Below are 16,161 nucleotides of genomic sequence, written 5' to 3' on the forward strand. Positions count from 1 at the left end.
GGAACCGGCAGATGGCGAATGAAGGGCTCTTCGGCGTACACGGACGGGCATTGTCGGTGCGGTCGCAGCGCATGGGCATTCTGGCGTCGAACATCGCCAACGCCTCGACCCCCGGGTTCAAGGCCAAGGACATTGATTTCCAGGCGGCACTGAAAGGCATTGCGATGCCCGGCGGATCGACCGAGCGGGCGATCGGCGCGGCGACCAAATATCGCGTGCCCAGTCAGCCTTCGATGGATGGCAACACCGTCGAGCTTTCGACCGAGCAGACCGCCTTTGCCGAAAACGCCGTCGCCTATCAGACGACGCTGGCGTTCCTGAACGGGCGCATCTCCACCATCACCCGCGCGCTGAAGGGCGAATGAGCATGACCGGTTCCAATCCGATGAACATCTTTCAAGTCAGCGGGCGCGCGATGTCGGCGCAGTTGGTGCGGATGAACACCACCGCATCGAACCTTGCCAATGCCGGCGCGGTCGCGACCACGCCCGAGGCGGCGTATCGCACGATGAAGCCGGTGTTCCGCACCCATTTCGACACCGCGTCGAACCTGGCGACGGTCGATGTCGAAAGCGTCGTCACCGCCGGTGAGGAGCCGATCAAGCGCTATGATCCGGGCAATCCGCTCGCCGATGCGCAGGGCAATGTCTATGAAAGCGCGGTCCAGGAAACGCGCGAGCTGGTCGACATGATGGAGGCGGCGCGCACGTACCAGAACAATGTCGAGGTGATGCAGACCGCCAAGTCGCTGATCACCGAAACACTGCGGCTGGGGCGCTGATCATGGCCAGCAGCTTTGACGCAACGCTCGCCGGTCTGGGCATCAAGCGCAGCGGCGGCGCGACCGAGCCGAAACTGACCACGCGCGCCGAGCAGCAGACGCTCGACCAGAATGATTTCCTGACGCTGATGACCGCGCAGCTCAAGAATCAGGACCCGTTCGAGCCGGTCGATAACACCGCGATGGTCGCGCAGATGGCGCAATTCTCGTCGCTGGCGGGGATCACCGAAATGTCGTCGACGTTGCAGTCGATTGCCGACAAGCTGGGCGCATCGGGGATGACCGAGGCCGCCGCGCTGGTGGGCCGCACCGTGCTGGCCGAGGGGAATGTCGCCTATGCCCGCACCACCGGCGGATTGCAGGGCGGGATCGAGCTGGCAGGCGACACCAGCGAATTGTCGGTTTCGATCAAGGCCGCCGATGGCACCACGCTTCGCACGCTAGACCTGGGTGCGCAAAAAGCGGGCACGGTCACCTTCGACTGGGACGGCAAGACCGAAACCGGTGCTGCCGCCGGGGACGGGCCGTTCACCATCGTCCCCACCGCGCGCAACGGCGACACGATCGTGAGCACCAAAACGCTGGTCTGGGCACCGGTCAGCTCGGTCAGCCTGGTCGATGGCGAGCCGGTCCTCTCGCTGCCGGGCATCGGCCAGGTCAAATCCTCCGCCATCCGTTCGATCGGCTGAAATCCAAGCACAGGAGCAATTTCCATGTCCTTTTACACATCGCTGAGCGGGCTGCAGGCCAGCCAAAAGGAAATGTCGACGATTTCGCACAATCTGGCGAACGTCGCGACCGACGGTTTCAAGAAAAGCCGTACCGAATTCGCCGATGTCATTGCCTCGAGCGTGTCGGCGAACCCGACCAGCGTGGTGGGATCGGGCGTCGTCACCAAGGCGATCCGCCAGCAATTCGGCCAGGGTACGCTGGTGCAGACCGGATCGACGCTCGACCTGGCGATTTCGGGTGACGGTTTCTTCGCGGTGAAGCCCGATGCCGATGGGTCGAAGGTGAACTTCACCCGTAACGGCGGCATGTTGATCGACCGCGAACGCTACGTCGTCGATTCGAACGGCAGCAAGCTTCAGGTCTATCCGGTCGACGGATCGGGCGCGGTGGTGGCCGCCGGGATCGACAGCCTGATCAGCCTGCGCCTGCCGCAGACCAGCGGCACCCCGACGCCGACGGGCAATGTGGCGCTGACCGTGAACCTCAATTCGGGGGCGAACATCCCATCGGTTACGACTTTCGATCGCTTCAACCCGGCAAGCTACAACCAGTCGACCCAGACGACGGTGTATGACGGCAATGGCGCGCCGCTGACGATGACCAGCTATATGGTGCGCCAGACCGCGCCGACGGTCGCCGACCCGACGTCCGAATGGGCGGTCTACAGCTTTGTCGGGGATCAATTGCTGACCGCCGGCGGTGCCGATGCGGTGACGCTGACGTTCGACAGTGCCGGCGCGCTGACGACGCCGACCGCGCCGACGATGTTCGATGCCTTCACCCCATCGGGCGGCACGTCGGAACAGCAGATCGCGCTTGGTTTCGGAGCCGGCACCAAGCTGACCGCCGCGCCGTTCGTGGTGGAAAGCCGCAGCCAGGACGGCGCGGCGATCGGCCAGCTCGAATCGGTCGCGGTCGATGCCGAGGGCATGGTGTTCGCCACCTTCTCGAACGGTGACAACAAGGCGCTGGGCAAAGTGGCCATCGCCAATTTCGCGAACCCATCGGGCTTGCGCCAGCTTGGCAACGGCACCTGGGCCACGACCGGCATGGCGGGCGATCTGGTGCTGGGCGAGGCCAATCAAAACGGCCTGGGCGGGCTGATGTCGGGCATCATCGAAGGATCGAATGTCGACATCACCGAAGAACTGGTCGCGCTGATCGCGGCACAGCGCAATTTCCAGGCGAATGCGAAGGCGCTCGATACATCGAGCCAGATTTCGCAGACCATCGTCAATATCCGTAGCTGAGGTCGCTAGCCGATGGATCGTCTGGTCTACACCGCGATGTCGGGGCTCAAGAGCCAGATGTCGGCGCAAGCATCGATCGCGAACAATATCGCGAATGCGTCGACCATCGGCTATCGCCAGGACCGGGTGACGTTCGAGCGGCTGATGCTGAAGGGCGATGGCGGGTTCGATTCGCGCCAGCCCTCTGCCGAGGAAGTCACCGACGCCGATCGGCGGGCGGGCACGATCATTTCGACCGGACGACCGCTCGACGTGGCGGTGACCACCGATGCCTGGATCGGGGTGCAGGCCACCGACGGCAGCGAGGCTTATACCCGGCGCGGCGACCTGAATGTCGCGCCGTCGGGGCTGCTTGAGACGGGCGACGGCTTTCCGGTGCTGGGCGCGGGCGGCACGCCGATCACGGTGCCGCCGCACGACCGGATCATGATCGCCGACGATGGTTCGGTGTCGATCACCCCGCGCGGGGCCGAACCCGGCAGCGCGCCGCAGGTGATCGACCGGCTGAAGCTGGTGAGCACCCAGGGGTCTCAAACGGTGAAAGGCCTGGACAATCTGCTGCATGTCAAAGGCGGCGGCGTGCTGCCGCAAGACATGGAAGCCAAGGTGGTGGGCGGATCGCTCGAACAGTCGAACGTCAATCTGACCGAGGCGCTGGTCGACATGATCGAGCTGCAGCGATCCTATGAAGTGCAGGCCAACCTGTTGAAGGAGGCCAAGAAAATGGACGAATCGAGCGCATCGTTGATGCGAATTCAGGGTTAAGGGAGCAATATCATGGGCAGTGCGGCAATGCATATCGCGCGGACCGGGCTCGACGCCCAGGATACGCGGATGCGGGTGATTTCGAACAACCTGGCCAACGTCAACACCACCGGGTTCAAGCGCGATCGCGCGGCGTTCGAAACGCTTGCCTATCAGGTGGTGACCGCCGCCGGCTCGGCGAGCACGGCGGAAACCAATTACGCCACCGGGCTGGCGGTGGGCACCGGCGTGCGGGTGCAGGGCACCGCGCGGATCAACACGCAAGGATCGTTGCAGACGACGGGCAATTCGCTCGACGTGGCGCTCGACGGCGACGGGTTTTTCCAGATCACGCTGCCGGGCGGCCAGCTTGGCTATACCCGCGCGGGCAATTTCGCGCGCTCGCCCGAAGGTTTGCTGGTGACCAGCGAAGGCTATCAGGTGATGCCGGGCATCACGATTCCCGAAGGGGCGACGTCGGTGACCATCGGTGCCGACGGCATCGTCAGCGCAACGATCCAGGGCCAGACCGAGGCGAGCCAGATCGGCCAGTTGCAGGTCGCCGGTTTTCCCAATTCGGCCGGGTTGCAGGCGACGGGCGACAATTACCTGATCGAAACCGCCGCCAGCGGGGTCGCCAATCTGGGCGTCGCCGGATTGGATGGGCGCGGCCAGATCCGCCAGGGGATGCTCGAGGGATCGAACGTCAACGTGGTCGAGGAGCTGGTCGACATGATCGAGACCCAGCGCGCCTATGAGGTCAATTCCAAGATGATCAGCGCCACCGACGAGATGCTGCAATATGTCAATCAGAACCTCTGAGATGCAGGCGGCACCGCGGTCCCCCTTCCGCTTGCGGGAGGGGCTAGGGGAGGGCATTTCCTGCACTCGTCGCGGTCTGGCGACATGCCCTCCCCCAGCCCCTCCCGCAGGCGGGAGGGGAGTGCGCTTTGCGATCGGCGCTGCCATGCTCGCGATCGCCGGCATCGGTGCATCGCCTGCCAACGCGCAGCTGTTTGGCCAGAAAGCACCGCCCGAGGACTTCACCGCGACGTTGCCCGAGCCACTCGCGGTGGCCGAACCGGCCAATGGTTCGATTTTCCAGCCCGCCGATGGCTATGCCGCGCTGTATGAAGGGCAGCGTGCGCGCCGGCGGGGCGATCCGCTGACGATCGTGCTGGTCGAGCGGACGGCAGCGTCGAAATCGGCGGCGTCGAACCTCGACAGCAAGGGCAGCCTTGGCCTGGTCGGTCCCTCGACCGGGCCGCTGTCGCTGTTCCGCCCGACCGATGCACAGGCAAGTGGCAGTCGCGGGTTCCAGGGCGTCGGCGCTGCCGATCAGGCGAACGCGCTGACCGGCGAAGTCAGCGTCACGGTGGCCGAAGTCTATCCCAACGGCACGATGCTGGTGCAGGGGCAAAAGCGGCTGACGCTCAATCGCGGCGACGAGTTCGTCCAGATCAAGGGCATCGTCCGCACGATCGATGTCGATGCCAATAACCGCGTGCCATCGACCCGCGTCGCCGATGCGCGGATCAGCTATACCGGCAAGGGCGACGTCGCCCGCGCCAGCCGCCAGGGGTGGCTCAGCCGCTTCTTCCAGACGATCAGCCCGTTTTGATGAGGATGCGTTCGATGCTTCGCGCCTTTGCCACCGCCCTGTTGCTGGCCCTGATGGCCGCGCAGCCCGCTCTTGCGTCCGAGCGGGTCAAGGACATTGGCCGTTTCCAGGGTATCCGATCGAACCAGTTGACCGGCTATGGCATCGTCGTCGGGCTGCCCGGCAGCGGCGACGACAATCTGGAATATACCGTCCAGTCGATGAAGGGCGTCACCGCGCGCTTTGGATTTCAATTGCCGCCGGGGATCAATCCCAGCCTGAAGAACACCGCGGTGGTGATGATCACCGCCGAACTGCCAGCCTTTGCCAAGCCCGGCCAGCGGATCGACATCACCGTGTCGTCGATGGGGCGTGCCAAGAGCCTGCGCGGCGGATCGCTGATCCTCACCCCGCTGCTGGGGGCCGACGGGCAAATCTATGCGATGGCGCAGGGCAATCTGGCGGTGAGCGGGCTGGGGGCCGAGGGTGCCGATGGGTCGAAGATCGTCGTCAACGTCCCCTCGACCGGGCGGATCCCCGATGGCGCGACGGTCGAGCGTGCGGTCGAAACCGGCTTTGCCACGACGCCGACGCTGACCTTCAACCTGGCGCGCGCCGATTTCACCACCGCGCAGCGGGTGGCGGCGGTCATCAACAGTCGCTTCGGCACGATGCGCGCGCGCGCGGTCGATGCGGTGTCGGTATCGGTGACGGCACCGCCGGGGGCCGATGTCCGCACGATGCTGATGAGCGAGATCGAGAACCTCAGCGTCGAATCGGCCGAAGCTGCGGCGCGGGTGATCGTCAATGCGCGCACCGGCACTGTGGTGATCAATTCGGCGGTGCGGGTCAGTCCGGCGGCGGTAACGCACGGTAAACTAACGGTGCGTATTGATGAGGCACAGCGCGTGGTGCAGCCGGCACCCTTTAGCCAGGGGCAGACTGCGGTCGAGCAGCAAAGCGCGATCGGAATCGAGGAGGAAGTAAAGCCGATGTTCCTGATCGAGCCCGGACCCAAGCTTGCCGATGTGGTGAAGGCGGTGAACGCGATCGGCGCATCGCCGGCCGATCTGGTCGCGATCCTGGAGGCATTGAAGGAAGCCGGCGCGCTCAAGGCCGAGCTGATCATCCTGTGACGATCCCTGTGGTTCAGCTTCCGGGCGTCAACCAGCCGACGGTGTCGACCGACACCGCCCGGCTGGCCACCAGCGACAATCTGGACAAGGCAGGCGCGCAGTTCGAGAGCCTGTTCGTCGGCATGATGCTGAAATCGATGCGATCGGCGCGATTGTCCGACTCGCTGTTCGAATCCAAGGCGCTCGACCAGTTTCGCGACATGCAGGACCAGCAGACCGCCAAGGCGATGGCAGCGCATGCACCGCTCGGCATCGGCAAGGCGATGACCGATTTCCTGGCGAAATCGGCAGCGGCGGGTGAAGCCGGGGCCGGTACGCCGCCTGCGCCAGCGAATGGCCTGACCGCATGAGCGACATGCTGTCGATCGCCGCCAGCGGGGTGCGGGCCTATCAAAATGCGCTGACCACCACGTCGGAGAATATCGCCAATGTCGGCACCGCCGGCTATGCGCGGCGGACGGCGGCGTTGAACGAAGTCAGCGCGCCCAGCAGCTTGTTGAACGGGCTGGCGCTGGCGGGGCAGGGGGTGCGGGTATCGGGCGTCGATCGCGCCGGCGATGCCTTTCGCGACGCCGAGGTGCGCAGCGCGGGCAGTGATCTCGCCAGGACGCAAACCGGGCTGGTCTGGCTAGAGCGGATCGAAGGCGCGCTGACCGGCCCGAAGCTCGACGAGCGGCTGGCGGCATTTTTCAACGCTGCCCAGAATGTCGCGGCGGACCCGTCGGCCAGTGCGCCGCGCGCGGTGATGCTGGAACAGGCCGCCGGGCTCGCCTCGGCATTTCGCGCCACCGGCAGCGCGCTCGAGGCTGCCGCGGCCGATATTGCCGGACAAGCCGATGAAGTCGTGCGCGACCTGAACGGGCTGGGCAAGGCGCTGGCGACGGTGAATGCCGGCCTGGGGCGGGTCGGTGACGGCAGTGCCGGCCAGGCCAGCCTGCTCGACGAGCGCGACCGGCTGCTGGAGCAGATGAGCACGCTGGTCGATGTCGACGCGACGTTCGACGCCGCCGGGCGCGCGACCTTGCGGATCGGCGGCGCGGCAGGGCCGGTGCTGGTGTCGGGCGACAATGCGGGCAGCGTCACCTTTGTCACCAATGCCGATGGTGCCGGATCGATCGCGGTGCATCGCGGCGGCGAGCAAAGCACCGCGCCGGTATATGGCGGGGCGCTGGCGGGCATTATCGAAGGCGGACAGCGGATCGCCGGCGCGCGGGATTCGCTCGATGCGATGGCAGCGCAGTTCGTCGAAGGCGTCAATGCGGTGCAGGCGGGGGGGCATGACCTGGCGGGCAATCCCGGCGCGGCGATGTTTGCCGGGGATAGCGCGGCGACGGTGAACTTGGTGCTCGATGATCCGCGCGGCATCGCCGCCGCTGCCGTCGGCGGCGGTTCGCGCGACAATGGCAACCTGCAGGCGCTGGCCGATCTGCGGACCGGCAGCGGCATCGAAGCCGCGCTGACCGACATGGTCGTCGGCAATGGCGCGGCGATCAGCGGTCGCCGGTCGGTGGCGCAGGCGCAGAACGCGATCCACCAGGCCGCGACCGCGTCGCGCGATTCGCTGGCAGGCGTCAATCTGGACGAGGAAGCGGTGAACCTGATGCGGTTCCAGCAAGCCTATCAGGCATCGAGCCGAGTGATTCAGGTGGCACGCGAAACGATCCAGTCGATCCTAGATATTCGGTGAATGCGATGATTCGAGTCTCGACCAACCAATTCTATGCCCGATCGACCACCCAGATGGGGGCGCTGAGCGCCGCCGCGGTGACGCTGGAGGGGCAGATCGCCAGCGGCAAGCGGCTGACCGCGCCATCGGACGATGCGCCGGCCTATCGCTATCTTGCCGGATTGAAACAGGCCGGCGCCGACGATGTCGGGGCCAAGGCCAATATCGCCCTGGCGCAAAGCGTGTTGAGCCAGACCGATACCACGCTGGGCGCGATCGAGGAGCAGTTGCAGCGCGCAAGCGAGCTGGCGATCCAGGCGGGCAGCGAAACCCTGTCGCCCGAAAACCGCAAGGCGATCGGGGCATCGGTGCAGGCTATTCTCGACGACGTGCTGGCGCTTGCCAACACCCGCGACATTCGCGGCCAGGCGATTTTCGGCGGCGGCGGCGACGAAGCATTCATCCGCGATGCGACCGGCGCGATCGTCTATGCCGGGGGCACCGGCGGGGCGGCGATTCCGATCGGCAACGGCAGCGATGTGCAGGTCAGCGAAGCCGGCGATCGCGCGCTGGGCGATGCGCTCGCCGCGCTGACCGCGATGACGACGGCGCTGGGCGAGGGCGAGGTGCCCGAAGGTGCCGGAGAGGCCATCGCCGGCGCGCTCGACGCGGTATCGGCGACGCGCGCCAGTGTCGGCGCGCGCGGGTTCCGGCTGGACATAGAGATGGGGCGGCTGGCCGATGTGAAGCTGGACCGCGAAACCACACGATCGGGTATCGAGGATATCGATGTGAGCGCGGCGATCATCGAATTGCAGAAAACGATGACGGTGCTGCAGGCGGCGCAGGGCAGCTTCACCAAGCTGTCGGGGCTTAGCCTGTTCGACTATCTGCGCTGAGGCGCTGCACGACACTATCATCCTTTCGACCAACAATTTTTCGCCGGCAAAGGCGCAAGCATCCGGGCGCGCGGTCGTTCTTCCCTACAGGGTCGCGACAGCGTTTCGGGGGTAACAGCGCCAATGTTCGTTTTGATTGGTTTCGTCGTGCTGATCGCGATGGTGTTTGGCGGCTTCGCGATCACCGGCGGCGCGCTCGGCCCGGTGATGCACGCGCTGCCGCACGAAATGCTGATCATCGGGGGGGCGGCGGTCGGCGCGCTGATCATCGGCAACTCGATGCTCGAGATCAAGGCGCTGGGCGGCGGCTTCATGAAGGTGGTCAAGGGGCCGAAATACAAGAAACAGGATTATCTCGACGCGATCTTCCTGGTCAGCAAGCTGATGAAGATGCTGCGCGTCGAAGGGCCGATCGCGCTCGAGCCGCATGTCGAGGATCCCAAATCCTCGCCGGTGTTCACCGAATATCCCCGGCTGCTGGCCGACCCGACACTGACCAATTTGATCGCCGATACGCTGCGGCTGGTGGTGGTGTCGTCGGGCACGCTCGACGTTCATGCGGTCGAGGATGTGATGGATAATTCGATCAAGACGCATCACCACGAAGTGCAGGGACCGCAGACCACGCTCCAGGGGCTGGCCGATGCGCTGCCCGCGCTCGGCATCGTCGCGGCGGTGCTTGGCGTGGTCAAGACGATGGGGTCGATCGACAAGCCGCCGGCGATCTTGGGCGGGATGATCGGATCGGCGCTGGTCGGCACCTTTCTGGGGGTGTTGCTGGCCTATGGCATCGTCGGGCCGCTCGCCACGCGCCTGCAGCAGGTGATCGATGCCGATGCCGCGATCTATCACACGATCAAGCAGATCATCATCGCCTCGCTACACGGCCACCCGCAGCCTTTGGTGATCGAGGCGGCGCGCAGCGGCATCGCGCACCATAACCAGCCCGGCTTTGCCGAGGTGTTCGACGGCCTGCGGGGTCGGTAAATGGCGGCGCCTGCTCCCCACGGCACCAACCAGCCGCCCAAGATCATCGTCAGGAAAATCTATATCGAGGGCCATGGCGGTCATCATGGCGGCGCGTGGAAGGTCGCCTATGCCGATTTCGTGACCGCGATGATGGCGTTTTTCCTGCTGATGTGGCTGCTGGGCGCGACCAACGAAAAGCAGCGCAAGGCACTGGCGGATTATTTCGCGCCGACGCTGATCGACTTCAGGCAGAACAGTGCCGGGTCGAACGGGCTGCTGGGCGGTTCATCGCTGAACGAACAGGATAACTACCCCAATCGCGCAGGCCAGACCGGCACCCGTTCGATGACGGTGCCGGTGGGAGCCGTTGGCGGCACGCAAGTAGGGTCGGGCGAAAAGGGCACGCTGAAGGATCAGGCGGCATTGAACGCGCAAGACCGCCAGAATTTCTCGAAATTGCGCCAGCAGCTCGAAAAGCGGATGAAGACCAATGGCAGCATCGCCAAGCTGGGCAAGCAAGTGCGCTTTGTCGACACGCGCGATGGACTTCGGATCGACCTGGTCGACAATGCCGATTATTCGATGTTCGATCTGGGCACCACCGCGCTGGCACCCGAGGCCGATGAGTTGATCGGCGAAATCGCGGCATCGATCGGCACGATGGAAAACGCGATCATGATCCGCGGCCACACCGATTCGCTCGGCTATGGCAACCCGCTCGACATGAACAACTGGATGCTGTCGAGCGGGCGGGCCGAGGCGACTCGGCGGCGGCTGGCAGCGGGCGGCCTGCCCGATGCGCGCTTCGAGCGGATCGAGGGGGTCGCCGATCGCGAACCGATGGTGGCGAAAGACCCGACCGATCCGCGCAACCGCCGGGTGGCGATCACGCTGTTGTACCGCAAGGGCGAAATGCGCGGACTGGGCAGCAGGCCGACCCGCCTTGCCAGTGCCGCGCCCGCGCCGCGATAGGCCGCGTCAGAACAGCTTGCGGAAATCGAGCCGTACCGAACGGCCCACCGGATCGAGCAGCGCCGGCTGATAGCCCCGCGGCACCTCGCCGCTGGCGTTGCGGACGTCGAGCCGCTGGTTGAAGAGATTGGTCACCGCAAAGCTGACGCGCGAACCGCGCAGCCAGCGATTGTTGCGCACGATGCTGGGAATCTGGCCCAGATTGGCGAACAGCCGAAGCTCGACCGTCGCCAGATCGCCGAAGAACAACGTGTCGCTGGGCACCGCGCCGTCGACGCGGGTGCCGCTTTGCCAATTGGCGTTCAGCCGGGCGCCGAGGCCATCCTTGGTGAAGCCGCTGCGAACCTCGATCTGGTGGCGTGCCAGCCCGCCATTGCTGCCGGTCGCCGATCCATTGAGCAGGTCGAGTTCGGGCACGCCTTGCCGGATCAGGATGGTTTCCTTGATCCGATAGGTGTGGAACGCCGAAAACTGGATTCGGCCGCCGCCTGCACCCGCCCCGCCAAAGCCGCGCCCGCCGCCGCCCCCGAAGCCGCCGCCGGGTCCGCCCGGACCGCGTCCTTCGCCGCCGCGCGGGGGTTCACCCTGGGGGCTGGGGCGTGTTTCTGTGGCGGCGGTCTGGCCCGCCGATCCTTCGGCGGGCGGCGGGGTGGCGGTGCCGTCTGCGGCCGGGCGCTGCGGGCGGTCGGGGCGGCCATAGGCCTGGCGTAGCACCGCGCGCGGATCCTGGCCGGCATCGCGCGCCGCCTGCACCTGGCGCTCGACCGTGCCCGTCACCGGCAAGGTCAGGTTGAAACCCCAGCGAAATTCCTGACGCTCGTTGCGCGCGAAATTGACCGGGCGGCTGTCGATCTGGAGCAATCGGCCCGATGGGTCGCGCGTGAAGCGTTCGGGGAAGGCCGCCTGGATCTCGCTGGTCGCGGTGGGGAAACCGGCGATCGAATCCTCGATCGTGCTGCTGGTGTAATCGGCGCGGATGTTCAGGTCGGTTTCGTCGAACGGGCGCAGGTTCATGCCCAGCTTCAGCACGTCGCGGCTGTCCGAACGGAGCAACGGGTTACCGCCGCTGAGGAAGGTCACGTCGACCGTCTCGCCGCGCACGAAATCGAACACGCGGACATTGGGGGTGGTGATCGCGGGATTGCCCACTTGCTGCGGGCTCGGCGCGCCCTCTTCATTGGTGACCGACGCGATCAGGCGAATCTGCGTTATGGGGGACCAGTTCAGGCCGTAACCATAGCTGGTGAGCGTGCCGAAATCGGAAAGGTGATCGACCTCGACATTGGCGTTGAGCGACAGATCGCCGATCGCGTCGAGCACCGCGCGGCGGCGGCTGGTGAGCGGCACGTCGATATTGAGCTGGCCGTTGCCGCTGCGGCGGGTGATGTCGGTTTCCTGCGGCTCGCCCGATCGCACCGAGCGGGCGTCCTGATCCTGGCTGCGCAGGCCGATGCGGAAGGTGGTTGATACATCACCGGCGGGCAGCGCCAGCACATTGCCGTTCAACACGCCGTCCAGCCGTGCGACATTGCTGATCGCGCGCGCGGTGTCGGGGGCGATCAGCGAAAGCTGGCTCGCCGCGATCGGGCCAAACGGCGATGCGCCGGCAACCACCGCTGCCTGCAATCTGCTTGAATCGACTTTGCGGTCGGTGTCGGTATCAGTCTGCTGGCGATTATAATTGCCGGTCAGGGTCCAGCGCCAGCTGGAAACATTGCCGTTCATGCTGAACGCCGCTTCGACATTGCGGGTCCGCGCCTCGCGCATCAGCGGGCCTAGCGCGTCGCTGTAGCGAAGCACGCGGACATCGCCGGCAAAGGGCGAAAACGGATTGTCCGCCGGTAACGTCAGATCGACCGAGGGCAGGCCGAGCAGCGAGCGATTGTCGTTGAAATCAAAACCGATGGTGGCGGTGGCGGCGACATTGCCGAACAAGGTGCGCGCGAGCACGGCGTTGCCGCGCACCGCTTCGGTCGCGCCCTGCAACGACCGGAATGGCCCAAGATCGGTGACATTGGGGACATTGGCCCCGCCGACGAAATCGGCGAGCAGTGGCGAGCCGGTGGCCGCTGATCCCGGAACGGCGGCGACGGTGACCCGTCTACCGGCGGCGGCGCTGAGCGCGGGGTCGATCTCTGTCCCTGTCGCCGGTGGCACGACGTTCTCGTCCTCGGTCACCCGGGCCACGACGTTGCCGATCAGGTCAAAGGGCAAGCCCGCCGGGTTCGACAACAGATCGCGCTCGCTTTCGAGCAGCATGCTTCGCGCTTCGACCTCCAACCCGACGTTCAGCCGGCCAGCGGGGCTGATCCGCAAATAGCTGAGTTCGACTTCGCCATTGGTGCTGCCGCCCTCGGTCGGCCCGCCAATCTCGGTTTCGGCGGTGATCGCCCGAAAGCGGGGCCGCAGGACGAAGTTCACCACCCGCTGGTTGGCGCTATAGCCATATTTCAGCGCGACTTCTTCGGGCAGGATGTCGACGCGCAGGATCGCTTCGGTCGGGATTTCGGCGATTTCGCGGAACGAGCCGATCCGGCGTCCTTCGAGCAGCACCACCGGCCCCTCGCCGCCGCGTCCACGCCCGCTGGCAAGCTGGGGCGATAATTCGGTGAGCAGTTCGGCGATCGAATTGACGCCATAGGCCTGAATGTCGGCGGGGCTTAGCTGTTGTTCGGGCGGCACGTCGCCGATCACCGCGCCGCGTTCGGCCTGGCCGGTGATGACGATGTCGTCGGGTGCATTTTCCGACAATGCCTCCGCCGAGCCGTCGCCCGCCATGCCGACGCCCCGCGCATCGCCCTCGCCCGCCACTTCCTGTTCGGTCGGTGCGGGGGTGACCTGCGCGTGCGCGGGCCAGACGGTGGCAGCCGATAGCAGGAGAAGCCAGCGCGCGTTGCGTGCGCCGTTGCGGTCGATCATCGAAACAGGTCCAGTCGCAGTTGCCGCCCGAGAATGGACGCATGCAGGGGTGGGTAAGCGGCTATTGTCGCAGAACTTTGTCAGCAAGTGATTTGCCGGCGGCGTCCCTGCATCAAAATCGGTGGCAACGACAAGCGTGACTTTGAGGGGTGGGCATCGCGCGCGTAAGCCGGTCATGCGGGGTTCCGGTTGCGGGCGGGATCGCTATGTTGCGTCCATGCACCGATCGGAGAACCAGCTTTGCGTATCACCCTGCTTGCCGCGACCGCGCTGTCGCTCGTGCCGATGACCGTGGCTGCCCAAACCGCAGCGCCAGCGCCCGCACCGGCCAGCGCCGCCGCCATCGCCGCCAATCCGCTGCTCGCCGACTGGACCGGCCCCTATGGCGGGGTGCCGCCCTGGGACAAGGTGACCCCGGCGCTGTTCCCGCAGGCGATGGAAGTCGCGATCGCCGAGCGCCGCGCCGAATATCGCCGCATCGCCGACAATCGCGCCGCGCCAACCTTCGCCAACACCTTCGTGCCGATGCAGAATGCCGGCAAAAGGCTGGGCCGGGTGCTGGCGGTGTTCGGGGTGATGACGTCGAACATGAATTCGCCGGCCTATCAGGCGCTCGATCGCGAATGGAGCCCCAAGCTGTCGGCGGCGGGGGACGAGATCACCTTCGATCCCAAATTATTCGCGCGCATCCAGGCGATCTACGACGCGCGCACCGCCAGCGGGCTCGACGCGCAACAGCAGCGGCTGGTGACGCGCACCTATGACAGTTTCATCCGCCAGGGTGCCAAGCTCAACGCGGCGCAAAAGGCCGAGATGTCGCGGATCAACCAGGCGCTCGCGACCGAATTTTCGACCTTCTCCGAAAAATTGCTCGCCGACGAAGGCACCGCGATCACGGTGACCGACGAAGCGATGCTCGCCGGCCTGCCCGACAGCGTCAAGGCGACCGCCAAGGCAGCCGCGCAGGAGCGCGGCCAGCCGGGCTTCGCGATCGTCAACACCCGATCGGCGGTCGATCCGGTGCTGACCTTCGGCACCGATCGCGCACTGCGGGAGAAGGTGTGGCGCACCTTTGTCAATCGCGGCGACAATGGCGGTGCGACCGACACCAACGCGACGATCGCCCGGATCGTCAAGCTGCGCGCCGAACGCGCCAAGCTGCTGGGCTTCCCGACGCACGCGCATTGGCGGATGCAGGACACGATGGCCAAGACGCCGCAGGCGGCGATGGACCTGATGATGCGCGTCTGGCCGGCCGCGACCGCGCGGGTGAAACAGGAAGTCGCCGACATGCAGGCGATCGCGGCGAAGGAAGGCACGCCGATCACGATCGAGCCGTGGGACTATCGCTTCTATCAGGAAAAGGTCCGCAAGGCGCGCTACGACCTCGATCAGGCCGAGCTGAAGCCCTATTTCGCGCTCGATAACATCATCGATGCGTCTTATTACGCCGCCAACCGGCTGTACGGGCTGAACTTCAAGGAGATTACCGGCCAGGTGCCGGTGTTCGAAAAGAATGTCCGCGTGTTCCACGTCACCGACAAGAACGGCAAGGAAGTCGGCCTGTTCTATCGCGACGATTTCGCGCGTACCGGCAAGCGGTCGGGCGCGTGGGCGACCACCTATCGTTCGCAGCGCAACCTTGCGCCGGCGCAAAATGTGCTGTCGTCGAACAACAACAATTTCGCCTCGGCAGCGCCGGGCCAGCCGGTGCTGATCAGCCTCGACGATGCCGAAACGCTGTTCCACGAATTCGGCCATGCGATCCATTCGATGCTGCAGGACGTGAACTATCCCGGCCTCACCGGCACGCCGCGCGACTTCGTCGAATATCCAAGCCAGGTGAACGAACATTGGCTGCTGACGCGCGACGTGCTCGACAAATATGCCCGGCATTATCAGACCAAGGCACCGATGCCGCAGGCGCTGCTCGACAAGGTGATCGCGGCGCAGACCTTTAACCAGGGCTTTGCCACGGTCGAATATCTGTCGTCGGCGATCGTCGATATGAAGCTGCACACCGTCGCCGATGGCGTGGTCGATGCCGATGCGTTCGAAAAGGCGGCGCTGGCCGAGATCGGCATGCCCAAGGAGATCGTGATGCGGCACCGCCTGCCGCAGTTCAATCACCTGTTCTCGTCGGACGCTTATTCGGCGGGCTATTACAGCTATCTCTGGTCCGAGACGATGGACGCCGACACCTGGGCGGCGTTCGAGGAGGCCGGCGGCCCGTGGGACAAGGCGACCGCCGATCGCTTCGCCGAACTGCTGCTGTCGACGGGCAACGAAACCGACCGCGCCGAAGCCTATCGCGCATTTCGCGGGCGCGATCCCGATGTGAACGCGCTGCTGAAGGTGCGCGGGTTCCCGACGGGGGAGTAAGGCCTCCGCCCAATCGTCATCCCCGCGAAGGCGGGGATCCAGAAGGGCTAGCGTCGCAACTCAGCCGCGACCTCAGCGCCGATGGATTCCCGCCTTCGCGGGAATGACGGG

15 protein-coding genes are annotated in these 16,161 nt (G+C 65.6%); 14 read left to right on the forward strand and 1 reads right to left on the reverse strand.

Annotation, left to right across the window (positions count from 1 at the left end; genetic code table 11):
• The first annotated feature begins 11 nt into the window (after positions 1-11).
• The 13 genes from flgB (at position 12) to QU44_RS09740 (ending at position 10,749) form a co-directional block, all read left to right on the forward strand.
• Positions 12-365 (forward strand): flagellar basal body rod protein FlgB, encoded by a 354-nt coding sequence (flgB, locus tag QU44_RS09680; RefSeq protein ID WP_033921867.1) that lies wholly within the window; start codon positions 12-14, stop codon positions 363-365.
• Between the two features lie 2 nt (positions 366-367).
• Positions 368-781, forward strand: coding sequence for a flagellar basal body rod protein FlgC (gene flgC, locus QU44_RS09685; RefSeq protein ID WP_033921868.1), 414 nt, complete (start codon positions 368-370; stop codon positions 779-781).
• Between the two features lie 2 nt (positions 782-783).
• Positions 784-1,470, forward strand: coding sequence for a flagellar hook assembly protein FlgD (locus QU44_RS09690; RefSeq protein ID WP_033921870.1), 687 nt, complete (start codon positions 784-786; stop codon positions 1,468-1,470).
• A 24-nt stretch (positions 1,471-1,494) separates the two neighbouring features.
• Positions 1,495-2,763, forward strand: a complete 1,269-nt coding sequence (locus QU44_RS09695) for a flagellar hook protein FlgE (RefSeq protein ID WP_033921872.1) — start codon at positions 1,495-1,497, stop codon at positions 2,761-2,763.
• Between the two features lie 12 nt (positions 2,764-2,775).
• Positions 2,776-3,528 carry a flagellar basal-body rod protein FlgF gene (flgF, locus tag QU44_RS09700; RefSeq protein WP_033921873.1) on the forward strand — a complete coding sequence of 251 codons (753 nt, stop codon included), beginning with the start codon at positions 2,776-2,778 and terminating at the stop codon, positions 3,526-3,528.
• Positions 3,529-3,540: 12 nt separating this feature from the next.
• Complete coding sequence (gene flgG, locus QU44_RS09705; protein ID WP_033921874.1) at positions 3,541-4,329, forward strand: flagellar basal-body rod protein FlgG; 789 nt, start codon at positions 3,541-3,543, stop codon at positions 4,327-4,329.
• Positions 4,330-4,474: 145 nt separating this feature from the next.
• Positions 4,475-5,128: a flagellar basal body L-ring protein FlgH gene (locus QU44_RS09710; RefSeq protein WP_033921906.1), complete on the forward strand. Its 654-nt coding sequence runs from the start codon at positions 4,475-4,477 to the stop codon at positions 5,126-5,128.
• 14 nt (positions 5,129-5,142) lie between these two features.
• The gene (locus QU44_RS09715; RefSeq protein WP_033921908.1) at positions 5,143-6,243 is read left to right on the forward strand and encodes a flagellar basal body P-ring protein FlgI; all 1,101 of its coding nucleotides are present in this window, start codon (positions 5,143-5,145) and stop codon (positions 6,241-6,243) included.
• Positions 6,244-6,251: 8 nt separating this feature from the next.
• On the forward strand, positions 6,252-6,593 hold the full coding sequence (locus tag QU44_RS09720) for a rod-binding protein (protein ID WP_033921911.1): 342 nt from the start codon (positions 6,252-6,254) through the stop codon (positions 6,591-6,593).
• Positions 6,590-7,930: a flagellar hook-associated protein FlgK gene (gene flgK / locus QU44_RS09725; RefSeq protein WP_033921876.1), complete on the forward strand. Its 1,341-nt coding sequence runs from the start codon at positions 6,590-6,592 to the stop codon at positions 7,928-7,930. The genes QU44_RS09720 and flgK overlap by 4 nt, the downstream gene beginning before the upstream one ends.
• Positions 7,931-7,935: 5 nt before the next feature.
• On the forward strand, positions 7,936-8,808 hold the full coding sequence (gene flgL, locus QU44_RS09730) for a flagellar hook-associated protein FlgL (protein ID WP_231621690.1): 873 nt from the start codon (positions 7,936-7,938) through the stop codon (positions 8,806-8,808).
• Between the two features lie 123 nt (positions 8,809-8,931).
• Complete coding sequence (gene motA, locus QU44_RS09735; protein WP_033921878.1) at positions 8,932-9,795, forward strand: flagellar motor stator protein MotA; 864 nt, start codon at positions 8,932-8,934, stop codon at positions 9,793-9,795.
• Positions 9,796-10,749: a flagellar motor protein MotB gene (locus QU44_RS09740; protein WP_081987957.1), complete on the forward strand. Its 954-nt coding sequence runs from the start codon at positions 9,796-9,798 to the stop codon at positions 10,747-10,749.
• Positions 10,750-10,755: 6 nt separating this feature from the next.
• Here the strand turns inward: QU44_RS09740 and QU44_RS09745 are convergent, their stop codons facing one another.
• Positions 10,756-13,668 carry a hypothetical protein gene (locus tag QU44_RS09745; protein ID WP_052134593.1) on the reverse strand — a complete coding sequence of 971 codons (2,913 nt, stop codon included), beginning with the start codon at positions 13,666-13,668 and terminating at the stop codon, positions 10,756-10,758.
• Between the two features lie 240 nt (positions 13,669-13,908).
• Between QU44_RS09745 and QU44_RS09750 the strand changes: the two genes are divergently transcribed.
• A complete protein-coding gene (locus QU44_RS09750) occupies positions 13,909-16,050 on the forward strand; it encodes a M3 family metallopeptidase (RefSeq protein WP_033921880.1) in 2,142 nt (713 codons plus the stop codon).
• Positions 16,051-16,161: the final 111 nt, after the last annotated feature.

The sequence above is a fragment of the Sphingomonas sp. 37zxx genome (assembly GCF_000786205.1).
Classification (GTDB): domain Bacteria; phylum Pseudomonadota; class Alphaproteobacteria; order Sphingomonadales; family Sphingomonadaceae; genus Sphingomonas.